Source organism: Cellvibrio sp. 25HG11W-0 (assembly GCF_057815475.1).
In genome coordinates, this window is sequence record NZ_CM174230.1 from 3,606,978 (window position 1) to 3,631,056 (window position 24,079).

At 47.8% G+C, this 24,079-nt stretch carries 21 protein-coding genes; 14 read left to right on the forward strand and 7 right to left on the reverse strand.

Going from position 1 to position 24,079, the window contains the following annotated elements:
• Positions 1 to 99 precede the first annotated feature (99 nt).
• Complete coding sequence (glyA, locus tag AC0KUT_RS15045) at positions 100 to 1,365, reverse strand: serine hydroxymethyltransferase (protein ID WP_488831164.1); 1,266 nt, start codon at positions 1,363 to 1,365, stop codon at positions 100 to 102.
• 389 nt (positions 1,366 to 1,754) lie between these two features.
• Here glyA and AC0KUT_RS15050 point away from each other — a divergent pair, with 389 nt between their 5' ends.
• The 11 genes from AC0KUT_RS15050 (at position 1,755) to AC0KUT_RS15100 (ending at position 15,200) form a co-directional block, all read left to right on the forward strand.
• Positions 1,755 to 3,032, forward strand: coding sequence for a hypothetical protein (locus tag AC0KUT_RS15050; protein WP_488831165.1), 1,278 nt, complete (start codon positions 1,755 to 1,757; stop codon positions 3,030 to 3,032).
• 504 nt (positions 3,033 to 3,536) lie between these two features.
• Complete coding sequence (locus tag AC0KUT_RS15055) at positions 3,537 to 4,385, forward strand: polysaccharide biosynthesis/export family protein (protein ID WP_488831167.1); 849 nt, start codon at positions 3,537 to 3,539, stop codon at positions 4,383 to 4,385.
• A 13-nt stretch (positions 4,386 to 4,398) separates the two neighbouring features.
• On the forward strand, positions 4,399 to 5,787 hold the full coding sequence (locus tag AC0KUT_RS15060; RefSeq protein WP_488831169.1) for a Wzz/FepE/Etk N-terminal domain-containing protein: 1,389 nt from the start codon (positions 4,399 to 4,401) through the stop codon (positions 5,785 to 5,787).
• A gap of 85 nt (positions 5,788 to 5,872) precedes the next feature.
• Positions 5,873 to 6,796, forward strand: a complete 924-nt coding sequence (locus AC0KUT_RS15065; protein WP_488831172.1) for a polysaccharide biosynthesis tyrosine autokinase — start codon at positions 5,873 to 5,875, stop codon at positions 6,794 to 6,796.
• 32 nt (positions 6,797 to 6,828) lie between these two features.
• Positions 6,829 to 8,175, forward strand: a complete 1,347-nt coding sequence (locus tag AC0KUT_RS15070) for a polysaccharide biosynthesis protein GumE (RefSeq protein ID WP_488831174.1) — start codon at positions 6,829 to 6,831, stop codon at positions 8,173 to 8,175.
• Positions 8,165 to 9,325: a glycosyltransferase family 4 protein gene (locus AC0KUT_RS15075; RefSeq protein ID WP_488831175.1), complete on the forward strand. Its 1,161-nt coding sequence runs from the start codon at positions 8,165 to 8,167 to the stop codon at positions 9,323 to 9,325. Before AC0KUT_RS15070 ends, AC0KUT_RS15075 begins: the two co-directional genes overlap by 11 nt.
• Positions 9,322 to 10,473, forward strand: coding sequence for a glycoside hydrolase family 5 protein (locus AC0KUT_RS15080; RefSeq protein WP_488831177.1), 1,152 nt, complete (start codon positions 9,322 to 9,324; stop codon positions 10,471 to 10,473). Before AC0KUT_RS15075 ends, AC0KUT_RS15080 begins: the two co-directional genes overlap by 4 nt.
• A 21-nt stretch (positions 10,474 to 10,494) precedes the next feature.
• Positions 10,495 to 11,661 carry a GumK N-terminal domain-containing glycosyltransferase gene (locus tag AC0KUT_RS15085; protein ID WP_488831179.1) on the forward strand — a complete coding sequence of 389 codons (1,167 nt, stop codon included), beginning with the start codon at positions 10,495 to 10,497 and terminating at the stop codon, positions 11,659 to 11,661.
• Positions 11,661 to 12,494 (forward strand): WecB/TagA/CpsF family glycosyltransferase, encoded by an 834-nt coding sequence (locus AC0KUT_RS15090; protein WP_488831182.1) that lies wholly within the window; start codon positions 11,661 to 11,663, stop codon positions 12,492 to 12,494. The genes AC0KUT_RS15085 and AC0KUT_RS15090 overlap by 1 nt, the downstream gene beginning before the upstream one ends.
• Before the next feature lie 4 nt (positions 12,495 to 12,498).
• Positions 12,499 to 13,698 carry a glycosyltransferase gene (locus AC0KUT_RS15095; protein WP_488831183.1) on the forward strand — a complete coding sequence of 400 codons (1,200 nt, stop codon included), beginning with the start codon at positions 12,499 to 12,501 and terminating at the stop codon, positions 13,696 to 13,698.
• A gap of 11 nt (positions 13,699 to 13,709) precedes the next feature.
• Positions 13,710 to 15,200, forward strand: a complete 1,491-nt coding sequence (locus AC0KUT_RS15100; RefSeq protein WP_488831185.1) for a lipopolysaccharide biosynthesis protein — start codon at positions 13,710 to 13,712, stop codon at positions 15,198 to 15,200.
• A gap of 174 nt (positions 15,201 to 15,374) precedes the next feature.
• Here AC0KUT_RS15100 and AC0KUT_RS15105 read toward each other — a convergent pair whose 3' ends face one another.
• The 4 genes from AC0KUT_RS15105 to AC0KUT_RS15120 all read right to left on the reverse strand — a co-directional run bounded on the left by AC0KUT_RS15105 (position 15,375) and on the right by AC0KUT_RS15120 (position 19,928).
• The gene (locus AC0KUT_RS15105) at positions 15,375 to 16,469 is read right to left on the reverse strand and encodes a hypothetical protein (protein ID WP_488831186.1); all 1,095 of its coding nucleotides are present in this window, start codon (positions 16,467 to 16,469) and stop codon (positions 15,375 to 15,377) included.
• A 61-nt stretch (positions 16,470 to 16,530) separates the two neighbouring features.
• Positions 16,531 to 17,988: an undecaprenyl-phosphate glucose phosphotransferase gene (locus AC0KUT_RS15110; protein WP_488831187.1), complete on the reverse strand. Its 1,458-nt coding sequence runs from the start codon at positions 17,986 to 17,988 to the stop codon at positions 16,531 to 16,533.
• A 514-nt stretch (positions 17,989 to 18,502) separates the two neighbouring features.
• The gene (locus AC0KUT_RS15115) at positions 18,503 to 18,793 is read right to left on the reverse strand and encodes a putative quinol monooxygenase (protein ID WP_488831188.1); all 291 of its coding nucleotides are present in this window, start codon (positions 18,791 to 18,793) and stop codon (positions 18,503 to 18,505) included.
• A 109-nt stretch (positions 18,794 to 18,902) separates the two neighbouring features.
• Positions 18,903 to 19,928 carry a zinc-binding alcohol dehydrogenase family protein gene (locus AC0KUT_RS15120; RefSeq protein WP_488831190.1) on the reverse strand — a complete coding sequence of 342 codons (1,026 nt, stop codon included), beginning with the start codon at positions 19,926 to 19,928 and terminating at the stop codon, positions 18,903 to 18,905.
• A 136-nt stretch (positions 19,929 to 20,064) separates the two neighbouring features.
• Here AC0KUT_RS15120 and AC0KUT_RS15125 point away from each other — a divergent pair, with 136 nt between their 5' ends.
• Positions 20,065 to 21,003 carry a LysR family transcriptional regulator gene (locus AC0KUT_RS15125; RefSeq protein WP_488831192.1) on the forward strand — a complete coding sequence of 313 codons (939 nt, stop codon included), beginning with the start codon at positions 20,065 to 20,067 and terminating at the stop codon, positions 21,001 to 21,003.
• A 47-nt stretch (positions 21,004 to 21,050) separates the two neighbouring features.
• Here the strand turns inward: AC0KUT_RS15125 and AC0KUT_RS15130 are convergent, their stop codons facing one another.
• Both AC0KUT_RS15130 and AC0KUT_RS15135 read right to left on the reverse strand, forming a co-directional pair.
• Positions 21,051 to 21,404, reverse strand: a complete 354-nt coding sequence (locus tag AC0KUT_RS15130; RefSeq protein WP_488831194.1) for a hypothetical protein — start codon at positions 21,402 to 21,404, stop codon at positions 21,051 to 21,053.
• Between the two features lie 351 nt (positions 21,405 to 21,755).
• Entirely contained in the window at positions 21,756 to 22,175 is a 420-nt protein-coding gene (locus AC0KUT_RS15135; protein WP_488831196.1) for a GNAT family N-acetyltransferase, read from the reverse strand.
• Positions 22,176 to 22,500: 325 nt separating this feature from the next.
• Here AC0KUT_RS15135 and AC0KUT_RS15140 point away from each other — a divergent pair, with 325 nt between their 5' ends.
• Positions 22,501 to 23,007 (forward strand): M48 metallopeptidase family protein, encoded by a 507-nt coding sequence (locus tag AC0KUT_RS15140; protein WP_488831197.1) that lies wholly within the window; start codon positions 22,501 to 22,503, stop codon positions 23,005 to 23,007.
• A complete protein-coding gene (locus AC0KUT_RS15145) occupies positions 23,004 to 23,912 on the forward strand; it encodes a DMT family transporter (protein ID WP_488831198.1) in 909 nt (302 codons plus the stop codon). The genes AC0KUT_RS15140 and AC0KUT_RS15145 overlap by 4 nt, the downstream gene beginning before the upstream one ends.
• Positions 23,913 to 24,079: the final 167 nt, after the last annotated feature.

Sequence of the window (24,079 nt, forward strand, 5' to 3'; positions counted from 1 at the left end):
CGGCTTTTTTCTGAAAGGTAAAAACAGCGGCGATGAAATATCGCAACAAAAAAAAGCAGCCAACAGGCTGCTTTTTTGTCGTTCCATACTTACTAAAAATTAGTCAGCATAAACAGGGAAACGCTTGCAGAGTGCCGCTACTTTAACTTTAACGGTTTCGATCACAGCATCGGCATTACCCGCTTCGAGTGCATCAAAAATGTCGCAGATCCAGTTGGTGAGTTCTACACATTCCGCTTCGCCAAAACCACGAGTGGTTACTGCAGGTGTACCTACGCGAATGCCAGAGGTCACAAAAGGTGAGCGCGGGTCGTTAGGTACGGCATTTTTGTTAACGGTGATGTGCGCTTTGCCGAGGGCTTCATCAGCATCTTTACCGCTGTATTGCTTACCGATCAAGTCAACCAGCATCAAGTGGTTTTCAGTACCGCCAGACACTATATTGATGCCGCGCGCCAAGAAGGTTTTCGCCATCGCCTTGGCATTAACAACTACTTGTTGTTGATACGCTTTGTACTCAGGGGTCATAGCTTCTTTAAAGCTAATCGCTTTAGCGGCGATTACGTGCATTAAAGGGCCGCCTTGGCCGCCGGGGAATACGGCTGAATTCAGCTTCTTCTCAATTTCTTCGTTGGCTTTGGCCAAAATCAGGCCGCCGCGCGGGCCACGCAATGTTTTGTGCGTGGTGGTGGTGGTTACATCGGCAATTTGAACTGGGTTAGGGTAAAGACCTGCAGCAACCAAACCCGCAACGTGCGCCATATCGACAAACAGGTAAGCACCTACTTTGTCAGCGATATCGCGGAAACGCTGCCAATCTACTACTTGAGAGTAAGCCGAGAAACCTGCCACAACGACCTTAGGCTTGTGTTCCAGCGCCAGACGCTCAACTTCGTCGTAGTCGATCAAGCCAGTTTCGGAATTCAAACCGTACTGGATCGCATTGTAATACTTGCCTGACGAACTCACTTTGGCACCGTGAGTCAAGTGACCGCCATGGGCCAGGCTCATACCCAAAATGGTATCACCGGGGGCGCAAAGTGCAGCGTAAACCGCTTGGTTAGCCTGAGAACCGGCGTGCGGCTGCACGTTGGCGTAATCGGCACCGAACAGTTCTTTAGCGCGCGAAATAGCCAAGGCTTCCGTCACATCAACAAACTCACAACCACCGTAGTAGCGCTTGCCCGGATAGCCTTCAGCGTATTTGTTGGTCAACTTGGTACCCTGAGCCGCTATCACCATCGGACTGGTGTAGTTTTCCGAGGCGATCAACTCGATATGATCTTCTTGGCGCTGACCTTCATTTTGGATGGAAGCCCAAATTTCAGGGTCAAAAGAAGCGATAGTTTGGTTCTTATCAAACATAGATGAGTCCTAAGCTGACCCACAGGTCCCCGAGTGAGGCTGTGGTATTAATGGGAAGGGGGAAAAATTTAGGCAGGCATTGTACACCAAGCACGCAAAAAGCTTCCATGCAAAAAATTCATGTGGCGCAACAATTTGCCTCAAGATGGACTGCCTAGCCACTTAAGGAGTTAGTAAAACCTCGTAAGTCTAAAGCACTGTAACGCACAATTTGCTCTAAGCATTCACTGGAATTCGCGGCTGAAGCCCGCTATATTGCCAACCCCATTGAGCACCTTAAGCGACAGCGAAAGGATTAACTAAGTGTTCAGTTTCAATAGGTTAGATTCTACCCTCCTCATTAACCTATTCAAATTGCTACGCATACCCCCCAAAGGACAGGCCACATTATGATCAAACATATATCACTCATACTCTTTCTAAGCACCCTTGCAGCTCAGCCAAGCTTTGCGGGCAGCGGCATGGATCTCTTCAACAAAGCCAGCAAACTGATCGACAAACAACAGCAGCTAAAGGATTCAATCGCAGAAGTCATCGAAAACCCCACGGAAGCTCTCACTCAGGGCACCGATCTACAGGGCTCTCAAGAAAACAACCTAGTCGCAAAGTACCCCGGCAGTGTGTTAAACGCCCAGCAAAACAACGATTTAACCCGAGTTGTTCTACCCCTTTCTAGCAATTTACGCAGCGACCAAACAAACTATAAAAAACTCCAGCTAAGCGGTGAACAGTCGGTTTACCTGTATGACGTTCCAACAGAAGTCTCTAAATCCTATTTCAAGGTTTTCAACACGCTTAAATTAAACCTAAAAGCAGCGGGTTTTACCAAACTTTGGGAATGTGATTCCACCAATAAAAATTGCGGTTACTTCTTTACTCGACAGTTTATTTTTTCAGATCGCGGCGAAGACGCCAGTGCCATCTTCAACAAATTTGATGGGCTCGATAACTTTGTTGACGGCAGTTCAGATTACGCCATCTATACCGGCAAGGCAGTGCGCAAAAATCAATCCTATTTTGTTACAGTTATAGCCGCGCAATATCGCGGTAAAGTGCAGTACTCTATCGAAATAATACGCGCTGATGACCCAGCACCCAACGCTGCAATAGAGCGCGCCGCGCCTGCCACCACTAGCGAGCCAATCACCGGAAGCACCAATGGGTTTGACTTGGTAAAAAAATTCCAAGGTGCCAACCTTCAAGCTGAAAACATCAATGACCTCACGCGCGTAATCTTTCCATTATCTAAAAATCTAAAAGACCAGCCTGACAACTACAAAAAGCTGAAGCTTACGGGCGAGCAACAAGTAAAAATATTTGACGTTCCCACCAGCGTTTCAAAATCCTACCTGAAGGTGTTAACCCAACTAAAGCAAAACTTACGTTCAGCGGGTTTCGGTGTTATGTGGGAGTGTGATTCCGCCGATAAGAACTGCGGCTACTTCTTCCCTAGGCGCTTTATATTCTCTGATCGAGGACAAGATGCGAGCGATATTTACAACAAGTTTGACGGTCTCGACAACTTTGTGGATGGCAGTTCAGACTACGGAATAGTCACCAGTAACATCACCTACAACCATCAAACCTACTATGCTCTTTTAATTGTGGCCAATACTCGCTCAGGCGTTCAATACTCGCTTGAAATTGTAAAGCCGGAAGCTCTTTAACGGGTACGCGCAAAAGCACAAAAGCACAAAAGCACAAAAGATAGATACGCAGTGCAATCAAAAAAGGAGGGAAGGCTTCAAGCCCTCCCTCCTTTTTTATGTGCCTGAAACGATAACAAAGAAATCACATTCGCTGCTCGACCTTAAGTTCAATTCAAGCATCGACTCTACTTCAGTCCAAACATTAGTTAATGCACCAAAATAATACACAAAAGCACCAGACTCCCTTGTTTGCACCGAGCAAATCGACGGGCAGCGATGAAATTATTGCGAACAGCGCCTAAGACCTGCACTTAAAACCTCCTCGATCCACTATTACGTGACGTTTCGCTGATTTTTTGTTGTTTTTTGCACCATGTGCGCAACTAGGCCTCGCTTTTGCAACAGCACTTAAAGAAAACACCTGTAGCGTTTGGCAATGTGGGCCCGCACCCGCGTTTGGAAGTTGCTAGTCGCGCTGTCTAACTGAGCGCATAAGTCAATTTGTACCATTAAGGATCTGTCATGAACGTGGAGCTACGTCTTAGGGTTTTATGTGCCGCTGTTGTCTTACTTGTAAGCCCCTGCGCGCTAATCGCGGCGGAGCAATCTGCTAGCCCTTATGCGACTCAGGATAATAGCAATGGCGCCTACTCCATAGGTGCGGGCGACGAGGTACACATCACCGTGTATGGGCAACCTGAACTCACCGCCGAGAGCCAAGTCAGCGCCAAAGGTTTTGTAGTTTTACCGCTGGTTGGCTCTATGGCGATTGCGGGTAAAACCAGCGCCGATGCTGCGCAGCTAATTGCCGAGCGCTATCAGCAAGGCAACTACCTTAAAAGTGCACAAGTGAATGTATTGGTGACCAAATATCGCAGTCAGGTCGTCGCGATTTTGGGCAAGGTAAACAGCCCCGGCAAGTTGGTGCTCGAAGGGCCAACCAGCCTTACCCAAGCTATCGCGTGGGCGGGTGGCATAGCGCCGAGCGGTAGCGAACGTTTAATACTGACCCGCACCAAGGGTAATGGCCGCCAAGAGCGCACTGAATACGATCTGCAAAAACTGCTGAATTATGATGCAGATGAAACCGCGCTGGTGTGGCTCCAAGATGGCGACACGCTTTATGTGCCTAACGCGGGGCGTTTTTACCTTAACGGCGAAGTTCACACTCCCGGCATGTATCCGCTTGATCGCCCGTTAAATGTTATGCAGGCGCTAAGTGCGGGCGGTGGCCCCAATGCGCGCGCCAGCGATAGCAGTATCAAACTATTTCGCCAAGATGCGGATGGCAAGCTTAAAGAATTTCGCGCCAAACTGAGCGACAGTGTGATGGATGGCGATGTATTGGTCGTTAAGGAAAGCCTTTTTTAACCGGAGCTAGAACATGAGTTTACAGTCGCTGATCAGTATCTTGCTCGCGCGCAAATGGGCGCTCATTCACACCACGCTCTTAGCCTTAGTGATGGCACTGGTGGCTATCGTCATTACCCCCAAAACCTACACGGCATCGACTGATTTATTGGTAGATGGGCGCGGGCTTGATCCCATCAGCGGGCAATCTCAACCGGGGCGCTTAACGGGCGGCTACACCGCCACCCAAGCCGATATTATTCGCAGCCGCAACGTGGCCAGCAAGGTTATCGAGAAGCTGGCGCTACAACAGTCGCCCGCCATGATCAAGGCCGCCAAACTCAGCGGCGACCCCGTGCAGGACAAAGGGCGAATGCTGTATTTTCTCGCCCAAGGACTGATGGTTGTCCCCAAGCGCGACAGCAGCGTGTTAAGCATTACCTTTCAAGCGCAAGACCCCGCCTTCGCCGCACAACTGGCCGACGCCTTTGCCCAAGCTTATATGTACACCACCCTTGAACTGCGTGTTGAACCGGCCAAACAAACCAGCCTTTGGTACAAGGAGCAGCTGACTGGGCTGCGCGCCGAACTGATTGAGAAACAGGACGCGTTATCCAACTACCAAGAGGCGCACAACATCATCGCCACCTCTGACCGCTTAGATTTGGAGTCGGCCAAATTGGCAGAGCTGTCGTCCATGCTGATCACCGTGCAAAGTGAGCGCCTCAATTCCCAGAGCCGCAGCGACCAAATTGAAGGCACCAAACGCGGCCAAGCGGAATTTCAGGCGCTGAATAACCCCCAAGTGCAGCGCTTAAGTGCAGACTTGGCCCAAGCCCAAGCGCGGGTGAGCGAACTGGCAAATCAAGTAGGTGAAAACCACCCGCAATACAAGCAGGCGCAGAGCGACGTAGGTAGCCTACAAAAACAAATGAACAAGATGCTGGAGATGATAAACGGCAGCCTTAAGTCCTCGGTTGCACTCTCCCAAACCCTCGAAGATCAACTCAAAACGGACATTGCGGAACAGAAAGCGCGCGTCTTGCTGCTCAGCCGCAATCGCAATGAACTGACCCTGTTGAAGCAAGAAGTAGACAACGCACAATCTGCCTATGACGCGGCCCTTGCACGCAGCGCGCAATCGCGCCTAGAGAGCCAAATTGCCGCAACCGATGTGGCGGTACTTAACAGCGCATTACCTCCGCGCAGCCCCACATCACCCAAGCCCGCGCTAGCACTCACCTTGGCCTGTATCGCGGGCCTATTGCTGGGCACCGCCTTGGCGCTCTGCTGGGAATGGTTCGATCAACGCATTCGCACCCCCGCAGACTTGGAAGAGGGTTTGGGGCTGGCAGTGCTCGCCTATATTCCCGCTGAGTTTCCGCAAAAATACACTCGCCCAGGGCTTGCTAGCCCGAGCTGATCTACAGCGTAAAAATCTACAAGGTAAAAAACGTAAAAATTGAAATTTGTGTTTAGCAATAGATAAGCCCTGCAGGAGGCGCCCCATGAACGATTTAGCTCAAGCTCTGACGGATAACCCAGCCGTTAGCGCCACCAAAATGGGCGCGATGCTGGTGGCCAAGGGCAAACTCACCGCTGGGGACCTCAACCACATCAGCGCGACTCAAAAAAAGTTGGGGCTGCGCTTTGGCGACGCCGCACTAAAATTGGGTTTGCTGGCACCTGAAGATATTCACGCGATTCTGGCGGAGCAGTTTGCCTATACCCAAACCCCCGCCAATTCGAGCAAATTTGATCGTCGCCTGAGCGCACTGTTTCAACCCGACAGCATTCAGGCCGAAGCGGTGCGCAGCTTGCGCAGTGAATTGATGCTGCGCTATTTCAATGCCAGCCAACAAACCGCGTCCTATCAACACCTAGCACTCGAAAACATATCCAGTCAACGCGACGCGCGAGCGCTGGCCTTAATGAGTGCAGAAGATGGTGTGGGCACCGCGCTCACTGCCGCCAACTTAGCCATTAGCTTTGCCCAGCTGGGCATGCGCACCCTGCTCATTGATGCCAACCTGCGCAACCCGCAGCTCAATAGCTTATTTAACCTGCCACCCCATGCCCTAGGCTTGTCTGATTGGATTGCCGAGCGCGCAATCATTGCGCCCAGCAGGATAGACACTATTAGCTCGCTCTCAATTATGCCCGCAGGCACCTGTGCGCCCAACCCGCAGGAATTGCTCTCAAGTAAACAATATCCCGCGCGCCTAGCCGCGCTGACACAGGGCTTCGACATAACCCTGATAACGACTAGCCCTATGGATTCGAACCGCGATGCACTCTTAATTGCCGCTCATGCAGGTGCCGCGCTACTGGTTGCACGCGCACACCATACGCGCACCAAAGCGCTTGCCGTTATTGCTCAGCGCTTACGTGAATTAGGCGTGCGCTTGCTCGGCGCCACACTGCGCGCCTAACAGCCTGCTGGGCTTTTGTAGTAGAGGTTAGGATGAATCAACCCGTCAGTTATCAACCCGGAGGCGCTGCGCCTAGAGGCTTTCAGGCCACTCATCATAGTTCTGCTAGGCAATACTGGCAGCCGCTGGCAAAAACCGCGTGGCTGAGCGACCAGCGTTTAGCAACCTTCATCGTTGTTGCCTGCGTGAGCTATCAAGCCCTGCTGTGCTTGCTCAATACCTTTGTGATGCCCACCTCGCGCGCAATCTTGGGTGGCGCCGAAGCACTGATCTTCGTGAGCTGCCTGCCGTTTTTGGCCCGCCGCCTCTTACCCGGCGTACTCATACTGGCCTGCATAGCCGGCGCCACCTTCTGCATCACCGCACTGGTGAATGAACAACTCAATATCAAGACCTTCCGCGACCTTGCGATTCCCCTCTGTTTTTTCTGGCTGGGCTGCAACCTAGGCAGCATCGCTATGGCCGACAAAGCCCTCAAGGTCGCCATTTGGGTGGTGCTGACGATGGGAATGTTTGAAGCCTTGTTTGTCGATACCTACACCCAGTTTTTCGATATCTATAGTTACTACATCAGCACCGGTAATCTCCAGCCCATCACCGATTACGTGCGCGAAAGTCGCCTGCAACTTAATGGCCTGCGCCCCGAAGGCATAGGCCGCACACTCTTTCCCAGCCTTCTGGGCCCCCATCGTATCTCCTCGGTTTTTCTCGAACCTGTATCACTCGGAAACTTTGCCTCGCTCTGCATCGCCTGGGGTTTGTGTCGCGCGCGCGAAGACTGGCGTGCAGGTGTCTTTTTTGTCGTCACCGCTATTGTCATGATCATCCTGTCGGACTCACGCTTTGCACTTATGACCGTTAGCTTATTTATTGTTTTGCGCCTACTGGTGCCGACCAACGCAGTTGTTATCACCCTTGTGGCGCCTTTTGCGGCCGTTGCTTTATTGCTGGTGGTTGGGTTTGCAACGGAGAGTGTAAATGGCGTTATGACCGATGACGGCCTGCGCGGGCGTCTCGCCTATAGCGGTTGGGCGCTCATGGAGTTTGACCTGCCCATGCTCTTAGCCACGAATATTCACAGTGAATACTTTGACGAAGGCTATGCCCATATACTTTCAACATTCGGCCTGCCGCTCTGCCTGTTACTGTGGTTTAGTTTTTGGAATCTACCTGCATCCACACCTGAAAGCCGTCGTTTTCGCGCGCTAATTTCCATCTATATAGCGCTCATTTTGTGCGTCAGTGGCACCTCATTTTTCGCCCTCAAAAGCGCCGCAGTCCTCTGGTTTTTAGTGGGCTGCAGTTTACAAAGACCGGCACCAACAGCTCCCACATCGGTCCGCCAACCTGCACACCAAGGAGCCCTCCATGCCCAGTAGATCCTCGTTAAAAGTAACCCATATAGTGCGCCAATATTTGCCGTCAATTGGCGGCATGGAAGAAGTGGTGCGCAATATTGCCCGCCATCAACTGAGCTTAGGGCAAACCGCTACGCGCATTATCACCCTCGACCGACTCTTCAGAAATTCAACTCAAATACTGCCCGAGCGCGAAATGATCGATGGCATAGAGGTGATTCGCCTGCCCTACCACGGCTCTAGTCGCTACCCATTCTGCCCGAGCGTGTTTAAATATTTGAAAGATGCCGATGTCATTCACGTTCACGGCGTAGACTTTTTCTACGATTTTCTCGCCGCCACCAAATGGCTACACCGCCGCCCGCTGGTGCTCTCCACGCACGGCGGTTTCTTTCATAGCGGCTTTGCATCACGCGCTAAAAAAGTTTATTTCCAAAGCATTACCCGCTTATCGGCTAATGCCTACAACCAGGTCATTGCCACCAGCGCCAACGACGGCGAGTTGTTCAGTCAGATTATGAGCAAGCAAAAATTAGAAGTGATTGAAAACGGCGTCGACGTAGAAAAGTTCGCCGATTGCGCCGCGCCGCAACTCAAGCCCACCCTCATGTATTTTGGGCGCTGGTCGTCGAACAAAGGCCTGATAGAAACCTTAGACTTGTTTAAAACACTGCATGCTCAGCATGCAGAATGGCGTTTGATTATTGCTGGACGCGAATACGATCACAGCCTGAGTGAGCTGCAGGAATACTGCACTACCTTAGGCATATCCAACGCCGTTACGCTCGCCGCCAACCCCAGCGACAACGAAATAAAAGCACTGCTACAACAAGCCAGTTATTTTGTGTGTCTCTCGCGTCACGAGGGCTTCGGTATTGCACCCATAGAAGCAATGAGCGCGGGGCTTACACCGGTGCTCAGTCCAATTCCTCCTTTTCAACGTTTAATTGATGCGTCAGAGATTGGGTTTTGTACCGATTCAGCGCAACAAAACCTACAACCATGCCCGCACCAAAATACCATTGACCGACTTCTGCAGCTCCACAATCAAGGGGAGAGCGCCTACCAAAGTCGGCGGGCCAACGTACAGCTATTTGCTACCCGTTATGCCTGGCCGCAGGTGGCAGATCGCTACCTCGCACTCTATGACCAACTGCGCACCGCATCATGAACAACGTTATTCGCCAACCCTTAATGTGTCTCAGTAAAGTGATGCTGATTACCCTTCTCAGCATGGCATGGCTACCAGCTCACGCAGGCTGCCTAGATCAGGCGCGGTTAACGGGTGTCAACCTTGCCGGTGCCGAATTTAATGGGCGCGCATTACCGGGGGTTGTCTTCCGCGATTACACCTACCCCAGCGCAGCAGAGCTGCAATTTATCGCCGAGCAAGGCGCCAATATGATTCGCCTGCCGTTTCTCTGGGAGCGCTTGCAACCTGCGCTGAATCAACCTTTTGACGCTACCGAATTAGGGCACATCAAACTCACGGTTAAGCGCGCGCAAGAGCAGGGGTTGTGCGTGCTGTTAGATGTGCACAACTACGCCAGTTATCGCGGCTATACATTAGATGAAACGCTGCCCGATGGCACCGACCTGACCGCGGCCTATATTGCGTTTTGGCTCGCGTTGGCCGCTGAATTTAACGACCCCACGCTCACCGCATTTGGATTAATGAATGAACCCGCAAAAATCCCCTTGCTGCAATGGGCAGCAATTGCCAAACAAACACTTGCAGCACTGCGCGCAGCGGAGGTTAGCAATCTGGTTTTTGTCAGCGGTGGACACTGGAGCGGTCTACAGGATTGGTTTGCGGGCGCGCCCAACAGCAATGCGAATGTTTTTGAAGATTTACATGATCCGCTTAAACGCGCGGTTATTGAAGTGCATCAATACACTGACAGCAACTACTCAGGCACTCACACCGCCACTACGGGCACAGGCTGTCGCGCTGCCGAAGAGTTTACGGATAAATTTGAGCGTATCAGTAGCTGGGCCAACACCCATCAACAAACATTATTTTTAGGTGAATTTGGCGTGCCTGCCAGTAGCGAATGTCTCGCGACCCTTACACGTTTTTTGGAAATGATGAATAGCCAAGCATGGCTGGGTTGGAGCTACTGGGCCGCTGGTGGCTGGTGGGGCAATTACCCGCTCGCCTTAAGTGGACCCGATAAACCACTTGCACCCCAATGGGGGCCACTGCAGTTGTTTTTCTATGACGCAAAAAAAGCCGAGGCTATAAGCCCTCCTGAAGCACCGTTAACTGACCCCTTAACTAAACCTACAACCGAACCTACAACTGAACCTAACTTTTGATGGGCCATGAAGGAGATCGCTATGACAACGCTCGATACCCTGTGCAATATTGACGAGCCGCAACTTGCCGTTACATCTCCCACTGCAAAGAAAAAATACTTGCTGCTCTCCGCGCACGATTTTCGCTCGCCGCGCAAAGCGGGCATTCATTTTGTCGCCAGCGAATTGGCGCAAATGGGCACCACCCGTTTCTTCTCCCTACGCTACAGTTTTTTATCGCGCTATAAACATGACCCGCGCCTATCGCTCGATGATCAAGCCAACAAGGTTGTGACTTATCAAGGTGTGGAGTGCTACTTGTGGAAAACTTTAATTCACCCTATTCGTATTCGTCCCTTTGAATCGTTTATGTATCACCTCTACAGCTTTGGTTTCAACAGCGTACTGCGCGCGTGGATACGAGACTCAGATGTGATTGTATTAGAGAGCGGCATAGCGCCGATATTTTTCGATTTAATTAAAAAACTAAACCCACAAGCCAAAATACTTTACCGCGCCTCAGACTCACTCGACACCATTGATGCCGCTGACTATATTCGTAAAACGTTTGCCCGCGTTGCCAAAGACATAGACACCATAGTGCTGCCGTCAAAAGCGCTGGCCGAGACCATCCCCTCGGTACACAATCTCGCCTTTGTACCCCAAGGTATAGATTATGCCGCGACAGAAAATGCTGGGCCATCGCCTTACCCCGAGGGTATTCATGCGGTATCGGTGGGTTCCATGTTATTTGACCCAGAATTTTTTGTGCTGGCATCCAAGCGTTTCCCACAGATTCAATTTCACATTATCGGCTCCTGTCAGCCACACCATCCTGAGTATGGTGAAAATGTCAGCGTCTATGGCGAAATGCCTTTCGCCCAAACACTACCTTACATAAAACACGCCACACTCGGCATTGCGCCCTACTCCAGTGTGAATTTACCAGCGTATCTGCGCGATACCTCGCTCAAATTAACGCAGTATGAGTTTTTTGGCTTACCCGCGATTTGCCCCCATTTTATTGCCGCTGATTACCCCACTCGCTTTGGTTACGACATCGGCGATGAGAATTCCATCGCGCTGGCTATTTCGCGCGCATTGAATCCACAAGGGTCACATCCAAAACGCACTGTACTGAATTGGAAGCAAGTCACTGAACGTATGCTCGCGCCCCAAAAATTCGACGACACCGAGGTATTTGCCTGATGAATACTCCCCAGCATGAGCGCGACACCACAGACATTTTAGCGTTGGGCGGTTTTCCGATTTTACGCACCACCGCCACCGCTCTCGCTCCGCTAGTGCGACAAAAAATGCAGCAACAACAAAACCAACCGCTCTCGCTGTTTTTTGCCAACACCAACTTTATTGTGCAGTGTCAGCCGCTCATTCCCAAAATGTCTGATAGCAACACCATCATTGTTAACGATGGTATCGGTATTGATATAGCGAGCTGGCTGGTTCATCGCCGCACCTTTATCGAAAACTTAAACGGCACTGATTTCACACCCTATTTTTTAAAAAGCCTCGGTGCCGACGCACGGGTATTTTTACTCGGGGCGAAACCGAGTATTGCGCAACGTGCAGCACAGAACCTTATCAATCAACATCACATCAATGTAGTCGGCGTGCGCAATGGTTACGACGAAGCAAAAGATACCGCGCACGTTATCAGTGCGATTAATAGCAGCAACGCCAACGTTGTTCTCGTCGCCATGGGCAACCCCCATCAAGAACAGTGGATACTCAACAATCGTTCAACATTAAATGTTCAAGTATTAATGGGTGTGGGTGCCTTATTCGATTTTCTTGCAGGAGAAAAAAACCGTGCACCTGTATTAATTCAACGCATGCGGTTAGAGTGGTTTTATCGTCTGTGCTTAGAACCCTCACGCTTACTGCGACGCTACACCCTAGATATTGGCCAATTTCTAATCCTCTGCCTGCGCAGTGGCAAGCGCCTAACAAACACATACTGCGCCGCTAATGCCGCCCAAACAGCGCTGCCGAATACGAATAAACTCACTGAGAAAATGTGAACCCATGAAAAACCTGTTGCGGAAAATGTACCGGCTACTGCGTGCGCGGCTATTGCAGCGCTTGATTCCCAAAAGCCACAGGCCACTACCGAATAGCGATGATTTATATATCGAAGTAATTGGTTTTTTTAACAGCATCTCTGGGATTGGTGAATCAGCGCGACTCTGTGCGCAGCAATTAGCGGCTGATGGCTATAGCGTTAAGTGCACCAGCGTAGAAAGCTACTTTCGAAAACCAAAAGAACTAGCGTGGGACTGGCCGGAACCGACGTTCAACAATATAACAACACCTAAGGTTAACTGCAGAATCTATCATCTTAATCCACCAATGCTGCCACCCGTCATTTTACAAATGGGCTTAGTGGATTTTAAAAAGACCTACAACATTGGCTATTGGGCTTGGGAACTGGAAACTATTCCTGCCGAATGGGTTCGCGCACTGCGTTATATGAATGCCATATTCACTCCCTCGCGCTTTACCACTAGCGCTATTAAGCGCTACACACATTCCCCAGTAATAACCGTAACGCACCCCGTCACCCGCGGTGACGCTGCGGCCGGTATACGCGCGCAGCTACATATTCCTGCAGAGGCATTTTTAATATCTACCATTTTTAGTTTTGGCAGCGCCATGGAGCGAAAAAACCCGTTGGGGTTAATCGCCGCCTTCAAACAAGCTTTTATAAATACCCCTGATGCTTACTTAGTACTGAAGGCAAATGCTGGGAGTAATTCACCTGAAAAAATCTCACTCCTTAAGGCATTGGCAGCGCACACAAATATCATATTGATCGATCAGCAGTGGAGTCGTGCCGATATACTCGGGCTAATTCAAAGCTCCGATCTCTATGCGTCTTTACATCGTTCAGAAGGCTTTGGTTTAACAATGGCAGAAGCCATGCTGCTAGACACCCCCGTACTGGCTACCAGCTGGTCGGGCAATATGGATTTTTGTACCGCCGAAAATAGTTTTTTAGTACCCTATAAACCTATAAAGGTTAACTCCACCCACCCCGAGTTCCAAGAATTTGAAGATGCCACCTGGGCCGATGCCGACATTCAATACAGCGCGCGAATGCTGACAGAAATTTATCAGTCCCCTGAGCTACTAGCAGAAAAAAAACAATGTTGCTCCCAACAAATGCAAACCTGTATTGATCAACATAAATACCGGCACGCATTGCAACAATTAATTAACGCCTAAACTGAGATGCTATGAGCTTAAAAAATAGTTTTGGTAAAAGTGGGCTCTGGATGAGCGCTGCCGCGGGCGCGAACAGCCTGCTCAGCTTTGTGATTTTTATCATTCTCTCGCGCCTGCTGGCGCCAGAGGAAATTGGCTTGGTCGCCTTTGCGCTTATAGTCGTAGAGCTGGGGCGGGTTTTTGTTAACGCCGGCTTGTCCCATGCGATTGTGCGCCACACTGAATGGGATCAAGACTATGCAACGACATGCTTCTATCTGAATGTAGTACTAGCCCTCGTCTTTATAGCGGCAATATTTTTAGCAATTGCGCCCTTAATTGCCCACTACTACGATGCCCGTGCAGCATTGTTGTTGCAGGTTCTTTCTATTATCTTCTTGCTCGAGGGCGCCAAATCTGTTCATGAAGGAAAACTCAAACGCGAATTTAATTTTCGCGCCATTGCTTTGCGCAGCATCATTGCCAGCTTGCTGTCCGGCATCATCGGGGTACTGCTTGCCTTTAACGGCTACGGTGTTTGGGCATTGGTGTGGCAACAGCTCATTAACCAGGTGCTCATCACCGTCATCACCTGGAAAACTGCGCATTGGTTACCCAGCCTTAATTTCTCCATGGTTCACACTCGCTCCCTATTCAGCTTTTCTACACACCTCACGCTCTCGCAAATTATTAGCAACCTTGCGGATAAAGCCTATGAAATGCTGATAGCAATATTGCTGGGGCCCGCAGCACTAGGCTTCTTCCGAGTCGGTGGCCGCGTATTATTCATTCTCCAAGAAATCATTATAAAACCTTTTGAGCAAGCACTATTGCCAGCACTGGCACGGCTTGATGAACGCGACGCACGCGCGCAAGCTACCTTGAGGGTTATGCGCATGAGCGCCTACTTTATTTTTCCAATTACATTTGGTGCAGCAGCTATAGGGCCAGAATTTATTGAATTCGCCTTTACTGAAAAATGGATTCAAAGTGGTTACGTGATGACCTTACTAGCTTTAGGTATTGCACCGCTCGCCATGAGCGCGCAAATCAACGCAGCCTTAACTGCAAACGGCCATGCCCGCGCTGTGATGACAATCGCAAGTATCGTTTTTATCATAAATTGCCTGTTAGGATTGCTATTGGTCCCCTACGGAATAGCCGTCGCTGCAGCCGGATTCTCCCTGCGCTCTTACCTAAGTATTTATTTCAATTTGGTGTTTTTCAAAAGAGTGTTTCAGGTGAGCATATTACGTCAGCTTGGCACAGTCGCACCCGCATTTAGTGCGGCTTTACTCATGTTAGGTTTGGTACAGGCTGCCAAACTCTTACTCCCACAGGACTGGGCATTAGGACTACGCCTAGTATTACTCGCCAGTTTTGGCGGCGCGGTATATATATTTATTATGTCATGTGTTTTTCGCGCCGAGACTAAACAATTTCTACATGAAGGCGCGGCCATGGCTCCGGCTAAAGCAATACCGGCAATCCACTATCTTCAACGTTTATTAAGATTAACCTAGGGGGACTTCTGTAAGAAGATTCAACAACAGCAGGAAAACTATCAAAGGCAGCTATCAAAAGCAGCTATCAAAAGCAACTATCAAAGGCAGCTATCAAAGGCAGCTATCAAAAGCAACTTTCACAACAAACCATCGAAACAGCCATCAAAAATAACCATCAGAAAAATATCTGAATTAAAACACCAAGGTTATACCCAGGTTCGCCTGAAGATAATGATAGTCACGATAGAGTAAAGGTGATTGACGATCCACCCACTGACTATCAAGGTGAATACTAGCAAGCGAGGAAAAATGATAGGTTAGCGTAAAAGGACTGATGGTAATAATATTTTCTTCGCGCGCTGGTTCTGTCAACTGCGGCAAATAACCCTGCTCACTATACCCAGCACTAATACCAACCAGCCACTTGTGTGCCGGCACCCACGTAAGCATCAATTTACTTGCGCGTATATCGGCTGGTGAATCTGACGTTTCACCGAGTGCAGGCTCGCTTTGGCTATAGCTTAATGCTAGCTTAAGTTTCTCACTGATCGCCCAACCAATATCGAGCGACGCCTGAGTACCCGTACCCGTATTAATAATACCCTCGCGCTTAAAGCGCCCTAGGGTAAACTCCACTTGGGTTTTTTGCGTCAGTACCCAAACGCCGCCAAGCTCTAGCTGATCATAATCAAAATCTAATGGGCTAGGATTGTCGCGCGCCGTATTTACATAGCCCCGCTTACCTTGACGCAGCCGCAGACTTAACAAAGAATGAGTGGCTGAAGTGTAAGTACCCTCAACAAAAAATTCATTCTCATCAAAATCTAATAATTCACGTGCATCATTTGAGTGTGCTTGCGCCACCTTGCTTGCACCTAGTGTGACGCCAACATTATTTCCTGTACCAAGAGTAAATTGCCCAGTGAGATTATCCACAGCAACTACGTCCTTACCGGCAAACTCTAGGCGATCAACAGCATAAGCATCGCGCGTCCAAGCCAATGAAGATTTGACGCGTTGATTCCAATCACTGCGCCAACTTGCATTACCTTCATAGAAGCTCACATCTAAATCATCGCGCTGATCATAATCATAGCGATTGCCTGTTACACCAAAAGAAAAATGTTGCTTACTAATGTGCTCATTCACGGCAAGCGCTACAACCGAGCGAGTGTAATGCTCAGAGTCCACAATGGCATTGCGTGCAAAATTACTATCCCAGTATTCATGGGCACCTAAAGTCAACCTAAAGCGATCCTCTCCCCATGCAGTGGTTGTTGTCAGCATCCCTGCTACTCCTAGCGTGCACAATAGCGCTGCGCGTGCACCATTCTCTATCCTATATCTATTAATATACATTTTGTCCGACAAAGCCTTTGAATATCGTCTTCCATAAAATTTTAATATCCAACATCACCGACCAATTGCGTATGTATTCTAAATCATAGGCGATACGACCAGACATTTTGTCGAGGGTTTCCGTCTCACCGCGAAAGCCATTAACCTGTGCTAAACCCGTAATACCGGGCTTAACTTTATGACGCAACATATAACCCTTAATTTGTCCGCGATAGAATTCATTGTGTGCCACCGCATGGGGCCGTGGGCCTACTAACGACATACTACCGGAGATAACATTAAACAATTGTGGCAACTCATCGAGCGACGTACGCCGTAAAAAATTACCATAGGGCGTAATGCGCGGATCTTCACGTTTTGCTTGAGCCACACTCGGCCCATCCTCACAGACCGTCATAGAGCGAAACTTCCACACTTTAATTTTTTCACCACCCATACCATAACGTGTCTGCTTAAAAAATACGGGGCCGGGTGATGTTAACTTCACACCTACAGCAACCATCAGCATGGGGATGGCCAACATCAATAAAATGCCACAGCCCAACACAAAATCCTCAAGCCGCTTAGCCCAACTATTGTCCACCAAGGGCGAGTCATAAATACTCAGGGCTGGAATACCTTGCAAGCAGGTTAAACGCGAGTGCAGCAAATCAAAACTAAATACATCAGGAATAACATAGGGCGACACAGTGGTATCGGCAAGACGATCTATCACTGAGTGCATACGCAATTCTGCACGCATCGGCAAGGTAACAAAAACTATATCTAATTTTCCGTCATGGGCATCTGCGTAGAGTTGATCTAAACCGCCCACAATCTTAATTTTAGTATTATTTAGGCGTCGCCCCACTTCCTCCTGCGCTACGCGATCGTCATAAAACCCAATCACTTTGTAGCCAAGCCAAGGCATAACCGCCATAGAGTTGAGCAAGCGCAAACCCAAATCATTTGCACCCACTATAGCTACCCGCCGTGGCTCAGTGGGATTAGAGCGTAACTTAGCGAGCAATACTCGACGACCAATATGCATACCAATCATGACGCCAGGCGTGGCCACTAACCAGCTTGCCATGGGCAATATAGCCACATCGATAAAAGGGTAAATTAAGACAAAGGCTAAAACCATAACTAGCATTGTGCCAAACCAGGCTAAAAATATACGTGTAGACAAATCTGCCATAGAGTGACCGCGCCACAAATAATAGACCTCATTACTTTCGGCAAAGTAACCAAATAAAATTACCGTACTTATAGAAAATGCTGTGTGAACATTGGTCCAGGTCATACCAAGCAACTCTAGTATTGCCCACAATATCGATACAATTAACATGCTATCTATAGCGCGGAATAGCGCAAGAATTTGCGAGTGATGAAAACGGACAACAGGGGGGATATTCGATAAGGTCACTGGACTTGCCAGCACCTTATTTACAGACAGATTGCTCATACTACCTCCATGAAATTACGACAACTTCAGCAATTGACTGCCACAGGATCGCAGCACCTTTACATTCAACTTAGAAATTAAAGCTCAGGTGCTAGTCACTCATAAGGTATAAAGCATTAATTAGGCCAAACAATAATTAGAATAAAGTTTCATCCCTTTTTTTGAACAAGCCGCTCAAAAAAAACATAATGAAGCCTTAAAACAACTATTGTTACGCCAAAGGCAAAGATTAGATCACAAATAGAAGGAATAGTAGCTGAATCTTCCGCCCCAAGATGTTGCAGTATGCATATCGACCAAGCTCACTTAGGTGCACATTGGCGCTGTAATATTTTAGCGGGCAATATTGGCTGCATTTTTTCCTGACTTTATTTTTTACCTCGCTGTTGATTATCTGGCGGCCCTTTCTTTATCTGGCCAAACGGCTAGTTTTACCATAAAAAAAGGAAGTATTAATTGTATTAATACTTCCCTCGCCTAACTCAACATTTTACTCGAATGATCGATTTAACGATCAAGAAAGTTGCGTCATCTCATTAAGGCTAAAGCCTGCAACGGCACCCTCTACTGCCGCAAGATATTCAACCAAGTGCTGGCTGCCCATATGCGTCTGCCACAGTTCGCGGCTCGCCCAACTTTCATAAAACATAAAATGTGCAGGATTGGCTATATCCTGGTGCAAGTCATAATTAATGCAACCCTGTTCGCTGCGGGTAATATCAACCAACTTTAAAAGCTCTGCTTTGACCAAATCTACTTGGTTTTCCTTAGCCGTAATATTGGCAACTATCGTTAATCTCGCCATAATCTAATTCTCTTTAAGTGACCAATGAAACACAATGTTACTTTTTTGATGTCTTTTTTAAGGCTGTGAAAAATAAGATGCAGGTGACGAATTACTGCCACCCATTTTACTAGAAGCCTTGCAACACTATTTTCCCTATTGAACTACCCGACTCCAAAGTAGCATGCGCTGCTTTCAGATTCGCAGCGTTAATAGTACCTAGGTCTTTTCCTACTGTTGTTTGAATATGACCTTGATCAATCAAATCAGACACGCGCGTCAAAAGGCGACTCTGTTCTTGCATATCAATCGCATTAAACATGGAGCGTGCAAACATAAATTCCCAATGTAGAGACAGACTTTTCATTTTAATCTTAGCGACATCCAATGTCTTAGGGTCATCGATAAGCGCTATTTTCCCAAAAGGCACAAGTAAATCAACATAGGTTTCAAAATAGGTTTCTGTGCTATTAAGGCTGGCAACATGCGTTACCTGCCCAATGCCTAAGACATCAATTTGCGGCTGCAGTGGTTTGCTGTGATCAACCACATAATGTGCACCCAACTCTTTCACCCAGGCCTGCGAACTTTCACGCGAAGCCGTAGCAATAATCGTCGCGCCGGTAATCGCTTTTGCAAGTTGAATTAAAATGGAGCCCACGCCACCGGCTGCGCCCACAACCAAAATAACGTCATTGGATGGCTTTATAGCATTGGGGGCTTGCGGTTGAATTGCTAAATGCTCAAATAATAATTCCCATGCCGTAATCGCGGTCAGCGGCAATGCCGCCGCTTCTGCATCGGTGAGACTTTTAGGCTTTATAGCCACCAATCGCTCATCCACCAATTGATATTCCGCATTACTGCCCTGCCGCATTAACGCACCGGCATAATAAACTTGGTCGCCTAATTTAAAATGGGATGCAGCTTCACCTAAGGCCACTACCTCACCCACCGCATCCCACCCTAATACCCTGTAGTCACCTTCGGTTGGCGCCATATTTTGACGAATTTTATAATCCACCGGATTTACCGCAACCGCCTTCACTTTCACCAATAGATCACGACCTGTCGCAATGGGTTGCGGCAACTCAATATCAATCAATGAATCAGCGTCATGGATGGAGAGAGATTTGCTATAGCCAACAGCTTTCATAAGGAATTCCTCAAAATATCTTTGCATGTACATTCATGCCTGTGAATATTGCTTGTCCGTGAGGCCATAGTAACCCTTGCTTAAATCGCCTTAAACAGCATAATGATTGAATCATTATCAAATATAAATTGACAATATGCTAATAGAAGACCTAAAGGTTGTACTCAAAGTAGCGGAATTTCGCAATATTACTGCCGCAGCCACGAGCCTAGACATGCGTGTGGCGACAGCCAGTGCGGCGCTTAAACGGGTTGAGGCGAACCTAGGTGTAGAGCTTTTTATTCGTACGACACGACAACTGCGTATTTCTAACGCGGGTGAAAAGTACATTCCGCAGTGCGAACAGGCTCTGTTAATGCTCGATCAAGCGCAGCAAAGTATGCAAGGTGAGCTGGGCATTATCGATGGCGAACTGCGCATTGCAGTTTCATCTGATCTCGGCCGCAATCGCATTATTCCGTGGTTAGATGAATTCATGGATAAATATCCTAAGGTAAGCCTGAGGACACACATCAGCGATGCCAATATCGACTTTTATCGCGATGCCGTTGATATCGCCCTGCGCTACGGCTCACCGACTGACGCAAACCTCTATGGTTTTAAAATCTGTAAAATTCCGCGCCTACTTTGTGCCACCCCTGCATATCTCCAAGAACACGGAACACCGCAACACCCACATCAATTACCCGCACACAATGCCTTGCTCTACCAACTGCAAGACATGATTCACGATACATGGGGATTCACGCATCAAGGCAGCGACTACACCGTAAAAATGCGCGGCAACCGTATCGCCAACGATGCAGATTTGGTGCGCCGCTGGTGTGTGGCGGGCAAAGGCCTAGCAGTAAAGTCTTGTTTAGACATGTCCTCAGATTTACTAGCGGGCCATGTGGTGAACTTCATGCCCGACTACCAACCCACCGCCACAGAACTGTGGCTCATCTGCCCCAGTCGACAATCGATTACGCCCGCAGTGCGGCTACTTAGAGATATGCTAAAAGAAAAGTGTAGAAATATTCTGCAGGAATTGATTGAGAGGAATATTTTAACGGCAGATGTATTGGAAGAGTAATATCCATTTACACCATAGAATGCAAAATTTTAACGCGTAAAGATCGGCTATGCAGCCCTAATCCAACCTAAGCTCAACACATAACGCGTCCCTTTACGGATCTTGGTAACGCTGTGTTCCGAAATATCAGGCCGGAAACACTTAATCCTCTTGGTGGCAAAAATAGGATTCACACAAATAAATTCGCCACCTTCACTGGCTGCCCACAAAACGATATTAAGTCTGTAATGTTTACCAAAGGCCACAGAATCTATATGAGAGGAAATTTCGCTACCAAGATTGAATTTTAAAATGTACAAGTCAAACTTTATCGGCCAGTGAGCAGTGCACAACAACATTTTCTCGTAACCTGTATTTTGACGTCCGCGCTCCCAGCGAAATAATTTACGCAATCTACTCATTAATTAAAAACCACTCAGGTTAACAGCAATTAGGTATCTCTATGGCGGGCAAATAAACCACTTTGATAATCTAAAAAAAATTACCAAGCTACTCGAGGTATTCGGTTAGACTCCTCAGCATGCTTACTCAACTCTTTGAGCTTGACCCGCGACACCTGAAACGGTCCGTTGGCAGGCATTTACTTCCCAGGAAACATAGCTTCAAGCTCCTCCACTAGGATATAAAGCTGTTATATTAAGTTTTAAAACTTAGCATGATCCATATTTTTTAACGCACCTTTTACCAACATTACAGACACCATTGCTACAGACATTAAAAAATATGCATTACTTATTAAATTTCACATGCAACTACCCCTTGGGCCGATACATGATTAAAACCTCAAGACCTTTAGCGCAGTACAAATTAAAGCGATTAGCAATAAAGTCTGGTGTTCTATTTACATCTACCGCCTTGAAGCCAATAGTTTCATAAAAACCTTCCAAATGACGATAAGGGATACAGTAGGCGTCCTTATCTTTCAATACCGGCTCTATAAACTGTAAAAGTGTCGTGCCAATTTTCTTTCGAACCAGCTCAGGCAATACATACATTCCACGTAAAACCCGTATATCTGCCTCAGATTCAACGCACAGAGCGCCGACAATCTTACCTTCATCACGGACAATAAAGACTCTTTCTTTCTCTGTAACAGATCGAAAATAAGCGGTTTTTCTATAAAAGTCATTTACTTTAGCAACCTCTTCAGATTTCAATTCTTCACACAGCATAGAACTCTCACATAAATTAGTCAGCATGAATGGGGAAGGCATTTTGCACCACGAGAGTCTTCGACAATCGATTTATCCTTTCATAATAATAGCCCGCTATGCTTGTGAAAAAGGCCATAGCATTTAGCAGTCTTTGCTCATACTTCGCGATAAGCAATATAAAGCCAACGAAATCAGACGGCATAATAAGCATATACCGTTTTCTATTGCTATATAATACGAGGCCTTTACCCTGAAGCCTGCCAAAAAAACCACAGCCAAGCGCCTAAGGCTTCAGTGCTAACCACCTCATGTCATTAAGACACAGCTAAATAAGACACCATCAATGACGCAACTCAAATACCTTACGGGCTACTCTGCAGAGATTATCAGCCAAGCCAATCAGTTGATTAGCGACGGACGTTTGGCGGAAGTCCTTTTAAAGAAATATCCACTTGCGCATCAGGTTCGCTCTGAAAGCCAACTGTACAACTACACTATGGCACTTAAAAATCGCCACATGAGTAAAACCCAACCACTTAATCGCGTGACCTATGACAATAAGATAAAAGTAATACAACATGCGCTAGGGCAGCATCATTACATTAGCCGCGTGCAAGGTGGAAAATTAAAAGCTGTAAATGACATTAAGATTGCTAGTTTATTTCGCGTTGCACCCGAAGCATTTTTAAAAATGATTGTTGTACATGAGCTAGCGCACTTTAAGGAAAAAGAGCACAACAAAGCCTTTTATCAACTTTGTCGCCATATGGAACCCAACTATCACCAGTATGAGTTTGACGTCCGCCTGTATCTTACACAACTGGATTTATTTGGTGATATTTATTCATGAAACGTTTACTTAACGACTCATCTGTTAGCTTTGGATTAATATGTATTGTGCTCGGCACCTTTTGTTTTGCAGCCAAAGGGATTGTTATTAAACTGGCCTACGCCGAAGGTATTAGCGCAACACCTTTGCTGATGCTACGCATGCTTTTTGCACTGCCTTTTTACGCTGCTATAGCAGTCTTAATTCAACGTCTCCCCTTAGCACCTTTGCAAAAAGGCGATCTTTGGAAAATTATTGGTCTTGGTTTATTAAGTTATTACTTTTCTAGCCTATTGGATTTTATGGGGCTGCAATATATCTCGGCAGGCTTGGAGCGGTTGATTCTTTATATCTACCCAACCCTTGTATTACTGATGCTCGCGGGCTGGAAAAAGCAGCCCATTAACCGCCAAACCAAACTGGCTCTAGCGCTCGCCTATGGGGGTATGCTGTTGGTATTTGTACAGGATATGCGTCTAACGCAAGCATGGGATCTCACCTTGCTCGGCAGTGGATTAGTGCTACTCAGCACAATGTCATTTGCACTTTTTGTGGTTTTAGCGGGCGACCTTATTCCCAAGGTGGGTTCGAGCCGATTTACGGCCTATGCCATGCTTGCCGCTTGCGCTGGCGTAGTGGTGCATAGCATTGGCGTTTTAGGTTTTAACAGTTTTGCACAAACCAACAAAGTGTATGGATTGGCATTGATACTCGCCATTTTTTGCACCGTAATTCCCAGCTTTTTAATGAACAAAGGCATAAGCCTTATTGGCAGCGGCAAAGCGGCGGTATTAGGCAGTATAGGCCCTGTTATCACGCTGTTTTTGGCCGCATTCTTTTTAGGTGAGAATATAACAACTGTACAGTTACTTGGCGCAGGATTGGTAATTGGCGGCGTGAGTCTCGCCACACAAAAGCGGATATAAATGAGCGTAATCATTCGTCAGGTGCAGTATCAAATAGGTCGAGCTGAATTCAGCACATACATCGCTTCGTAAAGAAAAGCCTCATAATTCATCTCTATTCAATTATTTCCATTTCGCAGGGTGCTTATAGAATTAGCAACGCTAAAATAAAAAGGCCGAAACCCTTG

Excerpts from the sequence above, each read along its gene's own strand:
- glyA (WP_488831164.1), bottom strand. The coding sequence starts at position 1,365 with ATGTTTGATAAGAACCAAACTATCGCTTCTTTTGACCCTGAAATTTGG.
- AC0KUT_RS15050 (WP_488831165.1), top strand. The coding sequence starts at position 1,755 with ATGATCAAACATATATCACTCATACTCTTTCTAAGCACCCTTGCAGCT.
- AC0KUT_RS15055 (WP_488831167.1), top strand. The coding sequence starts at position 3,537 with ATGAACGTGGAGCTACGTCTTAGGGTTTTATGTGCCGCTGTTGTCTTA.
- AC0KUT_RS15060 (WP_488831169.1), top strand. The coding sequence starts at position 4,399 with ATGAGTTTACAGTCGCTGATCAGTATCTTGCTCGCGCGCAAATGGGCG.
- AC0KUT_RS15065 (WP_488831172.1), top strand. The coding sequence starts at position 5,873 with ATGAACGATTTAGCTCAAGCTCTGACGGATAACCCAGCCGTTAGCGCC.
- AC0KUT_RS15070 (WP_488831174.1), top strand. The coding sequence starts at position 6,829 with ATGAATCAACCCGTCAGTTATCAACCCGGAGGCGCTGCGCCTAGAGGC.
- AC0KUT_RS15075 (WP_488831175.1), top strand. The coding sequence starts at position 8,165 with ATGCCCAGTAGATCCTCGTTAAAAGTAACCCATATAGTGCGCCAATAT.
- AC0KUT_RS15080 (WP_488831177.1), top strand. The coding sequence starts at position 9,322 with ATGAACAACGTTATTCGCCAACCCTTAATGTGTCTCAGTAAAGTGATG.
- AC0KUT_RS15085 (WP_488831179.1), top strand. The coding sequence starts at position 10,495 with ATGACAACGCTCGATACCCTGTGCAATATTGACGAGCCGCAACTTGCC.
- AC0KUT_RS15090 (WP_488831182.1), top strand. The coding sequence starts at position 11,661 with ATGAATACTCCCCAGCATGAGCGCGACACCACAGACATTTTAGCGTTG.
- AC0KUT_RS15095 (WP_488831183.1), top strand. The coding sequence starts at position 12,499 with ATGAAAAACCTGTTGCGGAAAATGTACCGGCTACTGCGTGCGCGGCTA.
- AC0KUT_RS15100 (WP_488831185.1), top strand. The coding sequence starts at position 13,710 with ATGAGCTTAAAAAATAGTTTTGGTAAAAGTGGGCTCTGGATGAGCGCT.
- AC0KUT_RS15105 (WP_488831186.1), bottom strand. The coding sequence starts at position 16,469 with ATGCTGACAACAACCACTGCATGGGGAGAGGATCGCTTTAGGTTGACT.
- AC0KUT_RS15110 (WP_488831187.1), bottom strand. The coding sequence starts at position 17,988 with ATGAGCAATCTGTCTGTAAATAAGGTGCTGGCAAGTCCAGTGACCTTA.
- AC0KUT_RS15115 (WP_488831188.1), bottom strand. The coding sequence starts at position 18,793 with ATGGCGAGATTAACGATAGTTGCCAATATTACGGCTAAGGAAAACCAA.
- AC0KUT_RS15120 (WP_488831190.1), bottom strand. The coding sequence starts at position 19,928 with ATGAAAGCTGTTGGCTATAGCAAATCTCTCTCCATCCATGACGCTGAT.
- AC0KUT_RS15125 (WP_488831192.1), top strand. The coding sequence starts at position 20,065 with ATGCTAATAGAAGACCTAAAGGTTGTACTCAAAGTAGCGGAATTTCGC.
- AC0KUT_RS15130 (WP_488831194.1), bottom strand. The coding sequence starts at position 21,404 with ATGAGTAGATTGCGTAAATTATTTCGCTGGGAGCGCGGACGTCAAAAT.
- AC0KUT_RS15135 (WP_488831196.1), bottom strand. The coding sequence starts at position 22,175 with ATGCTGTGTGAAGAATTGAAATCTGAAGAGGTTGCTAAAGTAAATGAC.
- AC0KUT_RS15140 (WP_488831197.1), top strand. The coding sequence starts at position 22,501 with ATGACGCAACTCAAATACCTTACGGGCTACTCTGCAGAGATTATCAGC.
- AC0KUT_RS15145 (WP_488831198.1), top strand. The coding sequence starts at position 23,004 with ATGAAACGTTTACTTAACGACTCATCTGTTAGCTTTGGATTAATATGT.